We start from the raw sequence: 18,996 nt of genomic DNA, 5'->3' as shown, positions 1-18,996 counted from the left end.
AAAAACAACCAATCTTTTTGAAAAAGATTGGTTGTTTAAATATTTTAATTTATGTTTAATTTTATTATGCCCATAATTCCTCATCAGAAGGAGCTACTCTATCTGCCATATAATGACCGATTCTTGAAATGTTGATCATATGCTTGTAAGTAAAGTTTTCAGAAATACTGTTATTTCCCCATGATCCACAACCTAATGTAGTTGTAGGTGCAAAGCCATTGAAGAAGCTTCCTCCTGCAGTAGTTGAAGATGGTTGGTTTACAACTAATCTACTTACTGTTAAATTCTCTCCTGCATAATCGATATGTTCATTGTTATTTGAGTGAATTGCAGCACTATGTCCTTTTCCTTCAAGCTCTAGGTTTGTTTGTGCAATTTTTACTCCTTCTTCAAAGGTTTTATATCTAAACGTAGCCATTACTGGACACATCTTTTCCTTGCAAAGTACATCCTCTGCACCAATACCATCAGCTTCGATAAGGATTACCTTTGTATCTGCTGGAATTTCAACACCTGCTAACTCTGCAACCTTTTGTGGAGATTGTCCTACTACGTCTCTATTAATTGTACCATTTACAAAAATAGCTTTTCTGAATTTTTCTTTTGTTTCTGGATCATTTACATAGTATGCTCCATTGTTTTCAAAAGCTTTTATAACTTTATCATAATCATCTTCATGAGCAATAACAGTTTGCTCTCCAGAACAGATGATACCATTATCAAATGTTCTTCCTGCAATGATTTTTTTTGCAGCATCATCAAAATCTACATCTCTATCTACAATAACTTGTACATTTCCTGCACCAACACCATAAGCTGGCTTTCCACTGCTGTATGCAGCTTTTACCATTCCCATACCACCTGTAGCTACAACTACGTCAACAGCACTCATTAGTAGATTTGTTTTTTCAATAGATGGTTCTTCAATGATTTGAATTAAATTTTCTGGAGCATTATGTTTTTTTAGTGCTTCGTTAATTCTTTTTACAGTTTCTGCACTGCATTTTTTTGCTCTTGGATGAGGTGCTATAATAATAGAGTTTCTTCCCTTTAATGCAAACATTGCATTACACATTGGTGTTACGATTGGGTTTGTAGTAGGTGTAACAGCTCCAACAACTCCCATTGGTTTTGCAATTTCAACGATTCCTGTTTCTTCATCTCTATTTATAATGCCAACAGATTTTTTTCCTTTTAAACTGTTCCAAATAGTTTTTGACTTTCCTTTGTTTTTAAGTACTTTATGCTCATAAACACCCATGCCTGTTTCTTCAACAGCCATTTTTGCTAATTCTTCTGCGTTGTCATATACTACCTTACCAACTTCTTTTACAATTGCATCAACTTGTTCTTGTGTGAAATTTTCAAATTCCTTTTGAGCAATTCTTGATTTTTCAACTAAAGCATCAATATAAGCCTTTGCTTCCATACTCAATCCCTCCATAGTTGTTAACATTTTAACGTTAATATTTTAACATTAACATTGTAACATATATTTTTTATAATTTCATTATATTTTCATAATTTCTTCTAAAAAATTCTAGAATTACACTTAACTGCTATTGTTTATGCATATTTTTTTGTATATGTTTGTACTTTTTGAATTTTCTATATGATCGAATATGATTTTCTCTACCTTTTATCAAATAAATTTTTATCATATTCACATTAGCTTAGCACTTCTATTCATAAATAAAAAAAACTGAGAATTTTTTTAATTTAAAAAATTCTCAGTTTTTTACATCTGTATTTTTCTTTTACAAATAATTTTTCTAAATACTGCTTCTGTCTTTTATTTTAGCACTTGGATAAAACTTTGGATCATTGAAAAATTCATTTTTCATTTTCCTTATTTCTTTTGTCATCAGTACAACACCAATCATATTTGGAATAATAATCGCTGCTAATAAAATATCCAAAAATTGATATAAAAATTCAATTCCACCAACAGCCCCTAAAAAAATAGATAATATATATACAGCTCTCATGACTTTAGAAAATTTAGTTCCGAAAAGATATTCAGCTTGCTTTTCACCATAATAAACGATAACAATGATTGTAGAAAGTACAAACAACAATATACTAAAGGTAACAATTCCTCCTCCAATACTATCCCCCATCAGACCTTGAAAAGCACGAGCAGGCATAGAAGCTGCCTCACTTGCAGGTACCTCTTTCCAAATACCTGTTGTTAATACAACAAGGGCTGTTGTAGTACAAACAATCAATGTATCTACAATTACTTCAAAGATTCCCCACATAGCTTGTCGAGCAGGATGATCTGTAACTGCTGCAGCATGAGCAATTGGCGCAGTACCCATACCTGCTTCATTTGAATAAACACCTCTAGCAATTCCCCATCTCATTGCTGTTGCAATGCCAGCTCCTGCAAAACCACCAGCAGCTGAAGCAGGTGTAAATGCATGTTTAAATATCAAACCTATTGCTACAGGAACTTCAGTAATATTGGTTAGAATAATAATTACAGCACCAATAAAATATAAAATTGCCATAAATGGAACCAACTTTTCTGTAACCTGTGCAATTCTTCTAATTCCACCATATACAACAAGCCCTACAATAGCTGCTACAACAATACCTGTTGCAATATTTGGTATGCCTATCGTATTTGCCGTCTGAACAACTGAAACAGTTTGTGTTGCAATAGATGGTATCAATTCAATCATTAAACCAAAAGCAAATAGTGTTCCTAAAATAGGAGCTATGCCCTTAGATAAATAATACATAGGTCCACCTACATAATTTCCTTCTTCATTCTTTTCACGATATTTTATCCCAAGCATAACCTCTGAAAATTTTAGAGCACATCCAAAAATTGCAACCAGCCACATCCAAAATATAGCTCCTGGTCCTCCAAATGCTATAGCAACAGGAACTCCAACAATATTAGATGCTCCAATTGTAGAAGCTAATGCTGAAGTTGCAGCTTGAAAAGGTGATATAGTTCCTTCGCCTTCAGCTTTCGCAAAAATCTTTCCAAAAGTTTCTTTGATGATAAAAGGGCAGTATCGAAATTGAAAAAATCCTAAAGCAATACTCATCCATATTCCTCCGCCAACTAAAATAATCATCATTGGCATACCCCAAATCCATCCTGAAATCTTTGCAATAAGGTCTAGAAATTCTTCCATAAAAGTCATCCCCCTTTACTTTTACCTTTTATATATCTTTTTAAAATGTATATTCCATATATTAGCTTTAATTTCCTCTTATTTTTTAAATATTTTGAATTTTATTTTAATACTCTATCTATTAAACCTTTGTACAAAAAACTTACTGAAATTACATAAAAAATAAAAATGGATATAATTTTCTTAACGTATGAAAATCATATCCGTCTAAAAAAATATATACTTTTAGAGAATAGAGACTACAGTAGCAAATGTACTAATCACCATCATTCCTGCAATAGTTATTGCAATAACTTTTTTAGTCTTTGGTTTCATATGCTCATCTCCTTTTTTTATCTTCATATATTCTATTCATTAGATTACTATAAAAAACCCTAAAGCTTCAAGTATTTATATTTTATAAACCTTAAAGCCTTAGGATTTTGTCATAATTTTTACTTTACTTCATTATCAAATTATAAAGCTTATAAAGCATCACAGCAGCCTGTGCACGATTTGCATTTTGAGTCGGAGCAAATTTTCCATCTCCTATACCACTAATAATACCTGTCTTTACACAAAGGCTTACACCGTTTCTTGCCCATGATGCAATATCACCTTTATCCTTGAATGTATTTAATGTATCAATAGTTGCTTTTTCATATCCTTTTTTATTTAATACTTTTGAAATAATCACAGCCATCTCTTGTCTTTTTATACTTCCGTTTGGATCAAATACAGTCTCACTTCTTCCACTTATCAATCCATTTTTATAAGCTGCTGCTACAGCACTATAATACCATTGATTTTTATCTATATCTTTAAATGGTATTTCTTCTTCTCCTTTATATTTCAGCATCTTTGTAATTAATGTTGCAAACTCTGCTCTTGTAATATTTGATGATGGATCAAATACATCTTTACTTCTACCACTAATAATTCCTTTATTAGCCATAACCTCTACTGCTTTTTTTGCCCAGTCATAGCCTTGAAGATCTCTAAAGGTATTAGCCATTTCTTTATCTACTTTCTTTGCAAAATATTTACTAAAATGCTCCGTTTTAAAGGTTATCATTTTTGTAATTTTATCATATTCTCCACCCATAGGTTCAATTGTGCCATTATCACTTAAATAGAATACTTCTATTTCTTTTCCTTTTTCTATTTTTCCTTTATAAGGAATACTTATTATCATTGGCTCATTGAAATTGCTAATTTTTTCTTCTCCTACCTTTGCACTTAAATCTACGATAATGCTATCTTCTGGAATTTTATGTCTTGTAAGAGCAGATAAGTCCTTTCTATCTACTTTTTTTGCACTAAGGACAATTTCTTTATCTTCCGCTCCTTCTCCAAAAGTCTTTGGTGTCACATTAAATAAAGCTGTTTGTGTATTTACTTCTACCTTCTCTATACCATTTTCTTTTATTGTTTTTATCATATCTGATGGCAGATTTACTTCTATTTCTTTATTTGTATCCTCTGCTACTGCAATTGTTAATCTCTTTTCAAACGTTTCTTTAATATTGTTCTTATTCAAGCTTTCTTGCATTTTCTTAATTGTTTTTGCTATATTCTTTGATAAATCTTTTATCTTACTTGCAGTAACCTTTGCTATTACTTTATCTTTCTCTGTTTTTAATTGCTTTTTCTCAAAGGTTTGTGTCCCTACTAAATCTACTGCTTTCTTAGCAATTTCAACTACTTTTTCTTTTATTGCTTCACTATTGTCTTTCTCTATTTCTTTCATTAATGTACCTGCTGCTTCTAACATATCTACTGTTATTTTATTAATCTCTTTTACATCTTTTATTTTATCCATTATATTTAATATAGTCTTCATATTTTCTGCTGCTGCTTGAGCTATATCTTTTTGTTCGCTATCTTCTTTTAATTTTTCAGTAATTTTTGATAAACCTTTTACAATATTTACACTTTCATTTGCTAAATCCTTTGCACCATCTTCTGTTTTTATACATTTTGCAGCTTTATCCATGACTTTTGCAATATCTTTTATATCTTTTACAAAGCTCTTTGCATCTTCTTTTGAATTGATTTTTTCAACCTTTTTATTTAATTGATCTGTTATATCCTTAACTGCCTTTGTTACTTCACTTTCAGTTGCATTTTTATTATCAATAATATTTTTTGCATTATCAATTTGCTTGTCTAACTCATCCTTTACTTCACTATTCGTATTGCTAGTGTTTCTTGAATCTGTTGTATAGTCTAAAGTATAGAACCATTCTATTTTATCTCCATTTTTAACATGACAATCTTTAGAGTTTTCAGATACAGTAACACCATTTACATTATACATCCATCCACTTTTTACACCTTTATCCCTTTCACCTAATCCATTAATTTTTACAAAATATCCATCATCTTCTTCAAAGCTAATTCCTCTATTATCTAGTATCCTTTTAGTTACTGAAAAAACAGTATCTCCATTTTCTAAATCAATATCTGTCTTTGATATAATATATTGATGATTAACCCCTTCTATGGAAATAGTTGCCTTATCTCCTTCTTTTATATCACTATCTTCTGTATTGTCTTCTTTTACTGGTATAAATAATTCATCATAGCCTTCATTATTTATTTTAGCTCCTGTATACATAGACTCTTTCTTATATAAATCAGCCAAAGCTGCAAAAACCTGTTCTGTTGCTAAATCATTTCCGAAAGTATCTCCATTTTTATACTTAAATAAGCAATTTAACATTGTTTTTCCATCAACAGTCCATTTATTTGTTAATGGATTTTCTCCAACTGAAATAAGTCCTTGTATAACAGTTGCAAGCGTATTAGCATTCTTATTTATTATGTTTTCCTTTTCATCTAAAAGCTTTTCTACTGCTTTGTTGATGCATTCTTTGACACCTGCTACATCTTTATGATTATACAGTCCTTTTATTGACATAGCTAATGTATCAATATCCTTAAATGGACCAAAAGTTCCATCATCATTCTGATAACTCATCAATGCTTTTACTGCATCTTCTACTCGATAATCTGCCTTTGCCATATCTAATGCAATAATACTAATAGCAGATACAGTTGGATAATCATCATATTTACCTAATATAAATTTACCATCTTCTTTTTGTAATTGAACTAATTCATTAACATAATCTTTTCCTTTGTAATCTCTTGGATCTTCTCCTAAAGCTATTAAACCAATGATAGCATTTGCATATTCTGAAGCAGAAGCAAGATTACTACTAATTTTATATTTTTCTTTAATAATTTCTAAATCATTTTGAATATTATTACTTGTAGCTTTATAGCTTAAAGCTTTTGTAATGTTAAACTCATTGTCTTTATTGTAATGTTTTCTTAAATCATCTATGCCTTTATTAATTTTTACTTTATTTGTTATTTTTTCTTCTACAAATAAATCTATTGATGCTGTTATCGTTTCATTACTTGCTAGTTTTCCTGTAATAGTAACCTTTCCTTCTTTTATACCTTTAACAATTCCTGTATTTTCATCTATTGTTGCTATTTCTGGATTGCTTGTATACCATTTTACAGTTTCATCTTTTAGTTCTTCATCCTCTTGATTAAAAACCTTTGCTGTAATATTTAGTGTACTTCCTACTGTCAACATATCTAAGTCTAATAATATTTTTATATTCTTATAATTCACTGATAATTTTTGTGCACATTTAATTAATTCTGGATATTCTCCATCATTATTTTTATATACTGTTGCAATATATTCTCCTTCTGGTAATTCTACTACTACTTCTCCATTATCATCTGTAGTATATTTTTGTCCATTAATTTCTATATTTGCATCTTTTACTAGATGAATATTTCCCCATACATTTGATTTAACAATTATTTTTTGTTTATCTCCATCCTGCTTATATTCTAATACAGGGAGTCCTGTTGATTTGTTTACATGAAATAATATTTCATCTACTCCATCAATTGTTTGCTCATTTGCCCCCTTACTCGCCTCAGATATTTCGTTGTTTTTTATGATATATAATCCCCAATACGCTTGATTTACTCCCCATTCTGCTTTTTCTCCACATATTTCATTTATCATACCAAAATCATTAAATCCGATCTGTCCGTCTACTGCTTTTTTTAATATATCTAAAGCTGTTTTTTCATCAGTTATAGATACTTCTTTGTCACATAATGTATTATCTTTTCCTTCTACTCTCACCCTAATTTTTTGTGCTTCTTTTACAATAATCTTTTTCTTATCTGTTTTTACAATTCCTTCTCCATCTGCATAGATTTCATATTCTCCTGCTTTTTCTGGAATAATGGTAACTTGTCCATTTTCATCAGTTTTGTATTCTTTTCCATCAAAATGAACATTAACTCCTTGTGCCGCTTGATAAGTTCCTGTCATTGTAAGATCATCTTTAGATATTGTTACTGTAAATGATTGTCCTTCTAAAACCTCTGTTTTATCTATTTCTATTTTAGCATACCCAATTGTAGCCATATCCGTTGGATACACTACAATCTCATCTCCTGAATTAATATCAACATCTAAGCAATTATCACCAAAGTCTTTATTTAAAATTTTACTTTTATTCAGATCATCATTCACTGTATAACCCCAAAAGAATCCTTCTGCTAATAAGTCAACTTCGTTTATTTTATTGATTGTTCCTGACATATCTATATCAGAGGTAATGTCTTTTTTATTTAATGCCTCTTTTATAGCTGCAAGAACAGATTTACCCTTCAATACAGTGACTTGAGTGTTTTCTAAAATTGTGTCATTTTTATTTTCTACTCTTACATTAACATCAATAAAATTATTCCATTTAAATTCATCTGTATAATCTTTCACATAGTAAAAGAATATTTTATCTCCTTCTTTAATCTTTACTCTACTAGGAGCATCATCAGGTTGCTCATCATTAATGGTATACATCCAACCACTATACATATTGTATGTATCATCAGCAGCTCCATTTTCAAAATCTCCTATACTAGTTACAAATCCTGCATCACTTTCCTTCACTTCAAGACCAGTAGCTTTTAGTATATCTGAAACATATACAGCATTAGAAACGGTAATTTCTTGTGGAGAGAATAAAACCTCATTATATTTTCCAACTACAGCAATTTTTGCAGTAACTTCAGTATTATTTCCTTCTGCATTTACAACATAAGGATTTATAAAATTAGCTCCTATACTTGTAAAAATCATTGCAAATATCATTATAAAAGACATTAATAATTTAATATTTCTTTTTTTCATTGTTTCCTCCCTTAAATAAAATATTTTTTTATATTTAATATAGTAATAAAGAACCTAAAAAATCATATATCCATTTTTTATACGCTCTATTATTTCTTTGCAACCTTTTTTTTCTCATTCTTTACCTTATTCATATCATGTAGTCTTGTAAATACAGAACTCTTATTTTTATAATCCATCATAGCAAGCATTCCATGCCAAGTTGCCATATAATTTCCCTTTGAAGCTCTTTTTAAATGCTTAAAGGAACCATCTTTTAATTGATATTTTAAAAGTTTGTTGTATAGATTTTTGTCTATATCCATTCCTAATTTTGTTCTTGCTAATATGTAGTAAGCTACCCCTTCACAAGTTTGTTTTTTATCTATATTTTTTTCAATAAAATTTATAGCCTTTTTTACCTTTTCATGCTCCTTATCAAGTCCTAATATGCTATATGCAATAAGTCCCATAGCTGTTAAATCAACATCTGAATAATTCATTCCTGTGAATACTGAAAATCCACCATCTTCATTCTGGTTTTCCTTTAACCATTCTAAAGCCTTTTTCTTGTCATAGCCTTCTTTATTAGCTGTATATAAAGAAATGATTCCCCATATATGTGCATTGATTAAATCTTCTCCTGTACCATCTATATAATCTGCAAATTTCCCACTTTCTCTTTGAGCTTTTATGATTTTTTTTGCATAAGAAGAAACATCCTCCCCTTTTGGTACAGCACCCATTATGTATGCTTCATAATCTGTTGTAATATTAGAAGCATCCACTTTCTTCAAGGTTTTGTTTTTTACATCCTTCCCATAAGAATATAAAGCTAATATACCCCACTCATCTAATTTTTGCTTTTCCAAATACTTTGCTGTAGCATTGAAATCCAAAGCAAATGAAAAGCTTGTAAAAATCATAATGAATGCAATAGTTAAAGCTGTAATTTTTCTCATTACTATTCCTCCTTTATTTTTTCAACAGGAATCTCAGTATAGCTTATCCTGTCTTTAAATCGTGATAATATGTTGATAAAATCCTTTCCAAATAAATAAGCAAAAACAAAGTTTCCTACACTATGCATCAAATCAAAATAAAAAGAATTAATATACGTAAATATAAAGCTTTGTAAATTAAGAGGATATACAAAAAATAACCAGTGCCATAAATTCATTATATAATCAAATAAAAATCCCCAACAAAATGCTAAAATGCTAAAAAATAATCTTGAAGGATATTTGAAAAATTTTTTGAATATCCCTGCACTAAAACCTGCAAGTCCCCAAGCTAACATCTGCCACGGAGTCCAGGGTCCTTGCCCTAAAAAGCAATTTGAAGCAAATGCTGCAAAAGCTCCTGTCATAAACCCAAACTTTGGTCCAAACACATAGCCTGAAATCATCACCAAAAAAGTAGTAGGCTGTACATTGGGAAGAGCTACAAAAGGAACTCTAGCTACCCCTGCCAATGCCGATAATGTGGCTAATAATGATATTTCTTTTACAGAAATATTTCGTCTTTCGTAAGATATAAAAACATAAATGAAAGAAACAAGCAGTATTCCAGCTGAAATAACACCATAATTCATATTAAATAACTCCTTCTTTCAAAGAAGCTACTGCTGCTACAGCATCTTCTAAGGTAAGAATTTTATCAACATATCCACTAAACAATTTGTTCATCTGCGTAGCATAATAAATACCATCTGTTAGAACAGTATATTTCGAACCAACCTGTGCCACACTTCCATCAAACATAAGACAAACCCTATCACAGTATTTTCCTACAAATTCAACATCATGAGTTACCAAAATAACTGTTTTTCCTTTTCTTTGTAAATCTCGTATTATTCCTCCTAATATTTCTTTTAATGCTCTATCAAGTCCTCTTGTAGGCTCATCTAATATCAGTATTTCAGGCTCCATTACAAGAATAGAAGCAAGTGCTACTCTCTGTTTTTCTCCACCACTTAAATCCCTCGGATTTTTATCTTTATACTTTAAAATATCAAGCTCTTTACATACTTTTTCGATTCTTGATAAATCATTTATTCCTTTTTGATCTAATGTATATTTTAGTTCTTCATAAACCGTATCATTAAATAAATAATCATTTGGATTTTGAGAAAGATATCCTACTTCTCCATTGACAAAAATCTTTCCTTTAGTAGGTTTTACAAGTCCTGAAATATTTTTAAGAAGGGTAGATTTACCTCCACCATTCTCTCCCATAATCCCAAGAACTTCCCCTCTAAAAACATTTAAGTCTACTCCCTTTAGGGCTTCCTTTCCATTTTCATATGTAAAATAAAGCTTTTTTATAGATATTGCTTCTTTGTTTTGAATAGCTTCTTTTTTTAATCCCTCAAATACTATATTTTCTTTCAATAATAAATCTTTTCTTAATTTTTTTCTTCCCTCTTTTACTGTAAGAGGAATATGCTTTTCTCCTAATCTTGCAAAATAATTTGCAACAGTTGGAGAAAAGTTTTTTTCATTTTTATAACTAAATACTACAAATTCCTCTGCTTCTCCATCGAACACAATTTGTCCATTTTCCATAAATACTACTCGATCTGCTAAATGAAAGCATCTGTCTATTCTTTGCTCGATAAGAATAATAGTATAGCCTAATTCCTCATTCATTCTTTTTAAAATATGAAGAATTTCCTCTGCTGCTACAGGATCAAGCTGAGATGTTGGTTCATCTAAAACTAAAAACTTATATCCCATTGCAATAGTTGCAGCAATTGCTGTCTTTTGCTTTTGTCCTCCTGAAAGTTCATAAGTCTTTTTATCTTTTATATCCCATATATTTAAAAAGCTTAATGTCTCCATTACTTTTTTTCGCATGATTTCATAGTCTATACCTATATTTTCAAGCCCAAAAGCAATCTCCCTCTCCACTTGATCCATCACTAACTGTTTTTCAGGATCTTGAAAAACCATCCCAACATCTACCTTACTAGTTATATTCCCTTTTATTTTTCCACCATAAAATTCTGGAACAATTCTATTGAATACCCTTCCTAATGTAGATTTTCCCGAACCTGATTTTCCAAGAAGCAATAAGAACTCTCCTTCTTTTACAGATAAATTAATATCTTTTAAAGCAGGTTCTTCCTTTCTTGGATAATAATATGTTAAATCCTGTATTTTAAAAATTTCCATTTTTTACACCCCCTAATTAACAATATAACTACAAATAGGGCTATATCTATATAAATAAGAAATTTAATATCTGTTAAATCAAAGCCTTGAAATGTAGGATAAAATTTCACAAAGCCAACATTTGAATATATACTGTATACTAGTAAGAATAATAGTGTCAAATTTATTCCATTCATAAAATAATCTATTCTTCTCATCTTAATTTGAGAATATGAAGTCCTTATCCCTTTTCCATATCCTCTAGAATATAAGCTTTCAGCTCTATCTAGTGAACCTTCTAGTGAAGCTATAAATATTACTTTTAAAATAGGATAATATGCCTTCATTCTTTTTATCAAATTTTTCTCTTTAAAATTTACACCTCTTAAAATCATTACATCCTTTACCCTAAGAATTTCTAATTTTAGTCTATGAATGATATTGATAGTCATAGAGAGTGTAAGTGTAAGCTTATGAGCATATTTTGAAAATAAACTAAATGTTTCATCTCGATCCGTCATCGCCGCATAAAATAAAAAAATAAATACTATACATAATAGCTTTAATGCCATATTTCCACCATACGCCAAAGCTTCTAAAGTAATTTTTAACTTCCCTATAAGAAATAATCTTGGACTCTTAAAAAGAATTGTTCTTCCACCCTGGTACACTAAAGGATTAATAATCATAATCGATATAGCTGCATACATCCCATATTTCATTGTTGTTTTAACCTCTTTGCCTTTCCCTAAAAGCAAAGTTCCAACAATTATAAAAACAAGTATGGATAAGCTATACAGTGGATGAGTATAAATTAATGTCATAAAAAATAAAATACTTGAAAACGCTATCATTGTAAACGGATGTATTTTTATCATACAATCACCTAATTCTTTATTGGAATATTTATTACTTCGTCATCTGTCACAAGTACAGAAAATTTTCCTTTAACCTTCTTTGGATTTTCATATAAAAGCTTTACTGCTTTTTTAATGCATTCTCCGTCATTTCCAGTGATTAGCCACATACTAGCTGCTCCCCCATATTCTTTTACAACAGACGTAATCAATGCTCCTTTTTGATATAGCTTTACAACTTCTCCTTTATTATTTAATCCCTTTATATCTTGATCCACTTTGAAATACATTCCACATTTACTTCCATTTTTGTAAAATTCATTAATATAATCTATATTTTTAATATCTTCCCATGAACCAATTACAATAGAATTACTATCTAGATTTTTTAAATCTCCTTTTTCTAAACTCATACTCTCTATATCTTTAACGCCTTGCTTTTTTAAATATTCTAAAAGAGCATTCCCTTCCTTTTTATAATCTTTGGTATATAAAATTTCTGTTTTATATACATTACCATCATGACCATTGATAAAGTTTAAAGGGTATGCACCAATAATGCTCGAACCGTAAATATTATTATCCCAATCATGATAATCCCAAATCACAATATCTTTAGGACTTATATAATAATCTGATGCTCCTACCTCAGATAATATTCCATTCACATAGTAAAACCAGTCGATTTTCTTTTTATCTTTCATTCCAGTAAATTCTGACTTTAAGCCATCAATCCCATTTATAAAGCCACCACCATAAGCAGTCTCAATATCAAAATTTTCTTCCATTATTTCCATAACAGTTGCATCCTTCGAAAAGTTCACATCCTTTTCTGATAATCTTTCATTTCCAAAATCTCTTGAAACAATCACATGAGCTTTTCCATCTTCAACATTTACCTTTTCACCACAACCACTAAAAGTACACACTATAGCTAGCATTAAAAATATTAATAAAAATTTTTTCATCTATAATAACCTCCGTTCATTACAACATAGATTTTATCATCCAATTCCATATTTTTCAACATTTTCTGTCATTTTTCATCTATAAATTCAGACAATATACCTCAAAAAAAACAAAAAGTACACCCAAGATGTACTCTTAATGTTTATTATTTTATAGCCTTTAATTTTGCTATATCGTAACTATTACTTGTAGTAATTATTTCTACTTTTGATAAATCATGCTTAATGCTTTTAATTTCTCCCTTTACTTCTGCTTCTATTTTATCAATTCTTTCATTTATTTTTTTCTGTCCTTCTACTAATTCATCTATTTTCTTTTGACCTTCAAGCAATTTATTAAGTATATCCATAATATTTTTATCCATTGTGTCACTCCTTAAATACATTATACTACACTCTCAAACAAAAATAAAAGAAACAACTTATAAAGGAGTAAAAGACACAGAAAAAATTAACTTTTGTCTCCATACGCTATTCTCTTTAACAGCCTTTATTTTAACATCATCCCTTGTAGTTGCATATACAGTTAAAGGTACTGCTAGAGGAACTAGCAATACCAATATCATTATTAAAGCTACTAAGTTTCGTTTTTTCAAAATTGTCACCTACTTTATCTCTCTTGGTTGCCCTATATATTTTGTAGTATCAAAAAGTATTTCAGAATGAACCCAATTGCCTTGCCCTTCATTTAAAAGTGGTTGATGCCAAACAACTTCTATATCTTGCTCATACCATTTTCCTACTTCTATTCCCTTTGGAGGATTATTATGAGAAGTATATTTAAACTGAATAATTCCCCTTACAGTTTTTCTTCCTTTCTCATTCAGATATACCAAATCATCACTAGTAAAAAATCTTGATTTTTGAATGATTTGATTTTTTATATTGTTTTTGATAAGTATATCCAATGATTCATCTGTTGTAAGCAGTTCTCCGTCAAGTTTTCTATAACCTGCAATATAGTATTTACATTTTGATTTATAGTCCGAGTAGTCCCTATAATCAAATCCATAGTAAATAGGAATAAATTCTTTTGATTGTTGTATCACTTTTTTTATCGCTTGTCTATGAGATTCAATTGCTTTCATTTTTCTATTGATTTCTCTAATATCCGTTGAAGGATCAAATAAGCATTTTATAGGCATTTTATATAGTCTTTCTGGCATAGTTGTAATTGGCGAAGGCTCTTTTACCACAGGTGGCTCAACTACTACAGGTGGTTGTGGGTCTATTGGTTTAAGTATACCGTTACGTGAATCCCTCATTTTCTGAATTACTACTGTAGATTCGGCTCTTGTAGCATTACCAAATGGTTTGAATGTGTTATCTGGATAGCCTCCGATAATTCCTAATTCTACTGCTTTTTTTACATATCCTTTTAAGTGTGAAGGAATTTGACTATCATCTGCAAAATGTGTTTTTCCTGTGCTTGGATTTTCGTTTAATGCACGAATGATCATGCGTGTCATTTCCCCTCTGTTTATATATCTATCATAGTTATCAAATTCACCTCGTTTGATAATTCCATGATTAATCGCAGTATTTACTACTCCTTGATACCAAACACCTTCTGCTTTCTCTATTTCAATCTTATTTGCTTTAAGTACCAGTACAGTAAACTCTGATACTTTTATGTTTGCATCTGGTCTAAATGTTCCATCTGGATAACCACTAAAAACTCCATCCTTTACTAATTGTGCAATAAAGTTCTTCGCCCAATGGGTTGCTATGTCCTTTGCTACATCTGTTCCTTTTTCAACTGCATTAGTAATTGTATCAGTAAGTGGATTGGCAAAGCTTGTAATAGGCATACACATAATCATTATTACTAATAAAAAACTTATATATTTTTTCATTGTTTTTACCTCCATTTTATAATTTCTAACTCTAGTTCTGCAAAATAAAAAGTTAAATTGGTGAATTTACCAAAAATAAATATAGCATATCACTATACCTTCGTATTATATATAAGTTACCACATGGTGATACTATTAATTACTTCAATAGACTATCGGCTAAAGAGTTAATTTGTTTTGTTTACAAAAGTTTTAAAGCCCCTTCATTATCCATAAGTACCAATTTAGTTTTTAAAATTGCATAACTTAAACAATATATCAAAAATTTACACGTACTAGATTTTATCTTGTTTTACATATGCTGTCAACTTTTTTAGTTGCAAATGGACACATATTAAAATACTATTACTATTTCAATTTAAGCTATTAATTTACTAAAAACTGCTAGCAAAATTGCTAGCAGCTTTTTTTTATTGATTTATTAAATTGTAAAGCTTATAAAGCATCATAGCAGCTTGTGCTCTATTTGCATTTTTCTTTGGATTAAATTGTCCATTTCCCATTCCACTAATTATATTTTCTTTTACGCAAAGACTTACTCCTTCTTTTGCCCATGATGCTATATTTTCTTTATCTTTAAATATATCTAATCCATTTAATCCTACCTTTTCATATCCTTGTTTGTCAAGAACCTTTGCAACAATTACTGCCATTTCTTCTCTTGTTATATTTCCATTTGGATCAAATATGGTATTACTTCTACCTCTAATAATACCATTTTTGTATGCTGCTCCTACATATGAGTAGTACCACGCATCCTTTGCTACATCTGTAAATGGTACTTCCATGTTTTCTGTAGCATAACCCATCATCTTTGTCATAAGTGTTGCAAATTCTGCTCTTGTAATGTTTGCTGATGGATCAAATATACCTTCCTCACGACCACTTATTATACCCTTTTGTGCCATAGCTTCTATTGCTTCCTTTGCCCATTCGTAGCCTTGAAGGTCTTTAAATGTTGTTTTTATTTCTTTTACCTTCTTAGCAAAGTATTTACTAAAGTGTGAAGTTTTAAAGGTTACCATCCTTGTAGCAGGGTCGTATTTTCCTCCCATATTTTCTATAGTTCCATTTTCCTTTAGTAAAAATACTTGTACTACTTCTCCTTTATTTACTTTTCCTTTATAAGGTATACTTACTTCAATCGGCTCATTAAAGCTATTTATTTCTTCATCTTTAGCCTTAGCATTAAAATCTACTACAATACAGCCCTTTGGTACTTTATATCTTTCAAGTGGCATTAAATTGTTTCTATTAACTGTCTTTGCAATCAAAGCAATTTCTTCATTATTTTCTTTTTCATCAAAGGTATTTGGTGTTAGGTTAAATACTGCATTTTCTGTTTTTATTTCTGCTTTTTCGATATCATTTTGTTTTAATATCTTCATCATATCCTTTGCTAATTTCGCTTCTACTTCTTGTTTGTCTACCTTTGGTATCTCTATAGTTATTTTATTTTCTATTTCTTTCTTATCTTCAATACCATTTTTCTTTAATTTTTCTTTGATTACTTTTACTGTAGCTACTGTATTTTTAGCTATTTCTTTTATACTATCTGTATCTACTATTGCTACTGCCTTTTCTTTTTCGACTTTTACTTGATTTTTATTAAGTTCTTTTACACTTGCTTTTTCTACTGCTTTTTCTGCAACTTTGATTGTACCTTCAATAATTTCTTTTCCATTTTCTTTACCAACATGTTGAATCAATTTTCCAGCAGCATCAATCATATCTCCTGCTACTTTATTGATTTCTTTTGTATCATTTAATTTGTCTATTACCTTTATTACAGCTTTCATATTTTCTTTTGCAGCTTTGCTTACTTCTTTTTTATCGCTATCCTTTGATAATTTTTCTGCTGATTTAATTAATATATTTACTACTTTTATACTTTCTTTTGCTACCTCTTTTGCTCCTTCTTGGGTAGTTATACGTTCAGCTGCTTTTTCTATAATATTTGCAACATCCTTAGCACCACTTACTACTTTTTGTGCATCTTTTTCTGTTTTTATTTCATTAGCCTTTTCTTCTAATTTATTTCCTGCTTCTTTTGTTGCTTCTGTAACATCTTTTTCACTTGCATTTGGATCTGTTACTCTGTTATACATTTTAATGTATTCGTCATTTCCAATAATACTTTTATCAACTTTATTTTCTCCAGTAACATTTACCTTTATTTTTTCAGTTCTAGATACTAATGGGAAATAATATCCTGCATGTTTAGAATTTTTATCTAACTTTATAGCATATACTTCATATGTTCCTGCTTTATTCATTGGAATTTCTACTTTTCCATCCTTATCTGTTATATAAGTTTGATTTCCTACATATACAGTAGCTCCTTCTACTAACGACTTTATTCCATATCCTCCTATATCTTGATCTCTATTTGACTTAGCAGTTACTGTTACCGTAAGCTTTTCTCCTGTTTTAAGAGAAGTTGAAGATACATCTATATATCCTGTATAAGCATCCATAGCTGTATATATCCAAACAATCTCATCACCATCGTGTATTTCATATTTACCTACTCCTATAGGAATCAGCAAATCATTTGATCTAATCATCCATCCACAAGTTCGATGTTCATCTTTAAAATCAAATTCCTCTTCTCCTGCCATTCGCGCTATATAATTATCATTTGTCCATATTCGATGATCTCCTATTCCGGCTTGATTTAATGCAACAATTGTCGCCAATAATACTGTTGGTCTATCATTTGTATGTTTATTTCCATCAATATCAGTTATTGTATATCTTCCATTTTCATCTTTATATTCTTCTGGATTAAAGTGAATTTTCCCGTCAAAAATAGTTCCCCTGTATCCTTCTATTCTCATATATACAGAAATATTTTTACCTACATTTGGTTTTCCTCCACTTTCATCAGAACTGTCAGAACCTTTTACATTTACTTCTATTGGTACAGGTCTTATCAAGCTTCCTGTCAGTGGAGAATTAATAGTATATTCTCCTGCTTTTAATACCTTAAATACTACCTTTCCTTCTTCATCTGTATTTTTTACTTGATTTCCAAAATAAATCGGCTTATTCTTTACTGGAGTCATACCTGTACTATCTATTTTTTTTAATATAACTGATAATTCTTCTCCAGCATTTAATTGGATCTTTGAAGCTTCTAGCTTTGTTATTACTGGATTTAATATCTTATCATCGATCAGAACAATCTCATCTTTATCATGAAGCTTAGTGCTTGGAACAGCCATACCGCCTCGATTATTAATTATATACTGCCATCCTTCTTCTCCAGCTATTTTATAGATCATTTCTCCTTTCATTTCATACTCAGTACCATTTTTCTTAAATGCTTTTTTTATAGCAGTCAAAAGAGAAGTTTCTCCATTCTGAATTTGTACTTCAGTTAATGGTACTAATGTTTTATTCTTACCTTCTACACGTACAGTTGCTGTTGCAACACTTCCTTCTTTGATAAAAAATTCTTTTGATTTTTGTATGCCATTGCTACTTACTATAGCTTCATATTCTCCTACATCTATTTTAAAACGAAATTTATAATTCCCTTGAGCATCTGCTTTTATATGATCAGCATACATCTTATCTCCATCTTCTATTCTTCTGATCACAAGACTTACAAAGGTTTTAGGTAATGTATTCCCATCTATTATTACATTCAATCCTTCATGATTAAGGTTTATAGTCAAATCATCATGAGCATAACCTAAAGGTATAATAGTAAAAAGCATCATAAAAGCAATTAGTACAGGCAATGCACTTTTCATTATCCTATTCATTTTGTTCCTCCTTTGTAATGTCATTCATAAGGTAAAAA

Annotated in this window: 12 protein-coding genes; all 12 read right to left on the bottom strand. The window is 30.1% G+C overall.

The features are described from left to right. Nucleotides 1-64 precede the first annotated feature (64 nt). The 12 genes from KVH43_RS07650 to KVH43_RS07595 all read right to left on the bottom strand — a co-directional run bounded on the left by KVH43_RS07650 (nucleotide 65) and on the right by KVH43_RS07595 (nucleotide 18,958). Nucleotides 65-1,429 carry an aldehyde dehydrogenase family protein gene (locus tag KVH43_RS07650; RefSeq protein ID WP_218281971.1) on the bottom strand — a complete coding sequence of 455 codons (1,365 nt, stop codon included), beginning with the start codon at nucleotides 1,427-1,429 and terminating at the stop codon, nucleotides 65-67. A gap of 343 nt (nucleotides 1,430-1,772) precedes the next feature. After that, nucleotides 1,773-3,152 (bottom strand): alanine/glycine:cation symporter family protein, encoded by a 1,380-nt coding sequence (locus tag KVH43_RS07645; RefSeq protein ID WP_218281970.1) that lies wholly within the window; start codon nucleotides 3,150-3,152, stop codon nucleotides 1,773-1,775. A gap of 439 nt (nucleotides 3,153-3,591) precedes the next feature. Then, entirely contained in the window at nucleotides 3,592-8,370 is a 4,779-nt protein-coding gene (locus tag KVH43_RS07640; RefSeq protein WP_218281969.1) for an S-layer homology domain-containing protein, read from the bottom strand. An 89-nt stretch (nucleotides 8,371-8,459) separates the two neighbouring features. Beyond that, nucleotides 8,460-9,311: a prenyltransferase/squalene oxidase repeat-containing protein gene (locus tag KVH43_RS07635; RefSeq protein WP_218281968.1), complete on the bottom strand. Its 852-nt coding sequence runs from the start codon at nucleotides 9,309-9,311 to the stop codon at nucleotides 8,460-8,462. A 2-nt stretch (nucleotides 9,312-9,313) separates the two neighbouring features. Beyond that, nucleotides 9,314-9,943 (bottom strand): ECF transporter S component, encoded by a 630-nt coding sequence (locus KVH43_RS07630; protein WP_218281967.1) that lies wholly within the window; start codon nucleotides 9,941-9,943, stop codon nucleotides 9,314-9,316. 1 nt (nucleotide 9,944) lies between these two features. Beyond that, nucleotides 9,945-11,525, bottom strand: a complete 1,581-nt coding sequence (locus tag KVH43_RS07625) for an ABC transporter ATP-binding protein (protein WP_218281966.1) — start codon at nucleotides 11,523-11,525, stop codon at nucleotides 9,945-9,947. Further along, on the bottom strand, nucleotides 11,498-12,382 hold the full coding sequence (locus KVH43_RS07620; RefSeq protein ID WP_218281965.1) for an energy-coupling factor transporter transmembrane component T: 885 nt from the start codon (nucleotides 12,380-12,382) through the stop codon (nucleotides 11,498-11,500). Before KVH43_RS07620 ends, KVH43_RS07625 begins: the two co-directional genes overlap by 28 nt. 8 nt (nucleotides 12,383-12,390) lie before the next feature. After that, nucleotides 12,391-13,329 (bottom strand): DUF4430 domain-containing protein, encoded by a 939-nt coding sequence (locus tag KVH43_RS07615; RefSeq protein ID WP_218281964.1) that lies wholly within the window; start codon nucleotides 13,327-13,329, stop codon nucleotides 12,391-12,393. Nucleotides 13,330-13,475: 146 nt separating this feature from the next. Continuing rightward, entirely contained in the window at nucleotides 13,476-13,694 is a 219-nt protein-coding gene (locus KVH43_RS07610; protein ID WP_218281963.1) for a hypothetical protein, read from the bottom strand. Between the two features lie 57 nt (nucleotides 13,695-13,751). Then, nucleotides 13,752-13,925, bottom strand: a complete 174-nt coding sequence (locus KVH43_RS07605; protein WP_218281962.1) for a hypothetical protein — start codon at nucleotides 13,923-13,925, stop codon at nucleotides 13,752-13,754. Between the two features lie 9 nt (nucleotides 13,926-13,934). Beyond that, on the bottom strand, nucleotides 13,935-15,185 hold the full coding sequence (locus tag KVH43_RS07600; protein WP_218281961.1) for an S-layer homology domain-containing protein: 1,251 nt from the start codon (nucleotides 15,183-15,185) through the stop codon (nucleotides 13,935-13,937). 410 nt (nucleotides 15,186-15,595) lie between these two features. Continuing rightward, nucleotides 15,596-18,958, bottom strand: a complete 3,363-nt coding sequence (locus KVH43_RS07595) for an S-layer homology domain-containing protein (RefSeq protein WP_218281960.1) — start codon at nucleotides 18,956-18,958, stop codon at nucleotides 15,596-15,598. Nucleotides 18,959-18,996: the final 38 nt, after the last annotated feature.

The sequence above is a fragment of the Crassaminicella indica genome (assembly GCF_019203185.1).
Taxonomy (GTDB): domain Bacteria; phylum Bacillota; class Clostridia; order Peptostreptococcales; family Thermotaleaceae; genus Crassaminicella; species Crassaminicella indica.
Note: the sequence above shows the minus strand (reverse complement) of the source record. Positions and strands in the feature narration are given on the sequence as shown.

What these genes read in the sequence shown, in the direction of transcription:
- KVH43_RS07650 (WP_218281971.1), bottom strand. Translation starts at nt 1,429, where the DNA reads ATGGAAGCAAAGGCTTATATTGATGCTTTAGTTGAAAAATCAAGAATT.
- KVH43_RS07645 (WP_218281970.1), bottom strand. Translation starts at nt 3,152, where the DNA reads ATGGAAGAATTTCTAGACCTTATTGCAAAGATTTCAGGATGGATTTGG.
- KVH43_RS07640 (WP_218281969.1), bottom strand. Translation starts at nt 8,370, where the DNA reads ATGAAAAAAAGAAATATTAAATTATTAATGTCTTTTATAATGATATTT.
- KVH43_RS07635 (WP_218281968.1), bottom strand. Translation starts at nt 9,311, where the DNA reads ATGAGAAAAATTACAGCTTTAACTATTGCATTCATTATGATTTTTACA.
- KVH43_RS07630 (WP_218281967.1), bottom strand. Translation starts at nt 9,943, where the DNA reads ATGAATTATGGTGTTATTTCAGCTGGAATACTGCTTGTTTCTTTCATT.
- KVH43_RS07625 (WP_218281966.1), bottom strand. Translation starts at nt 11,525, where the DNA reads ATGGAAATTTTTAAAATACAGGATTTAACATATTATTATCCAAGAAAG.
- KVH43_RS07620 (WP_218281965.1), bottom strand. Translation starts at nt 12,382, where the DNA reads ATGATAAAAATACATCCGTTTACAATGATAGCGTTTTCAAGTATTTTA.
- KVH43_RS07615 (WP_218281964.1), bottom strand. Translation starts at nt 13,329, where the DNA reads ATGAAAAAATTTTTATTAATATTTTTAATGCTAGCTATAGTGTGTACT.
- KVH43_RS07610 (WP_218281963.1), bottom strand. Translation starts at nt 13,694, where the DNA reads ATGGATAAAAATATTATGGATATACTTAATAAATTGCTTGAAGGTCAA.
- KVH43_RS07600 (WP_218281961.1), bottom strand. Translation starts at nt 15,185, where the DNA reads ATGAAAAAATATATAAGTTTTTTATTAGTAATAATGATTATGTGTATG.
- KVH43_RS07595 (WP_218281960.1), bottom strand. Translation starts at nt 18,958, where the DNA reads ATGAATAGGATAATGAAAAGTGCATTGCCTGTACTAATTGCTTTTATG.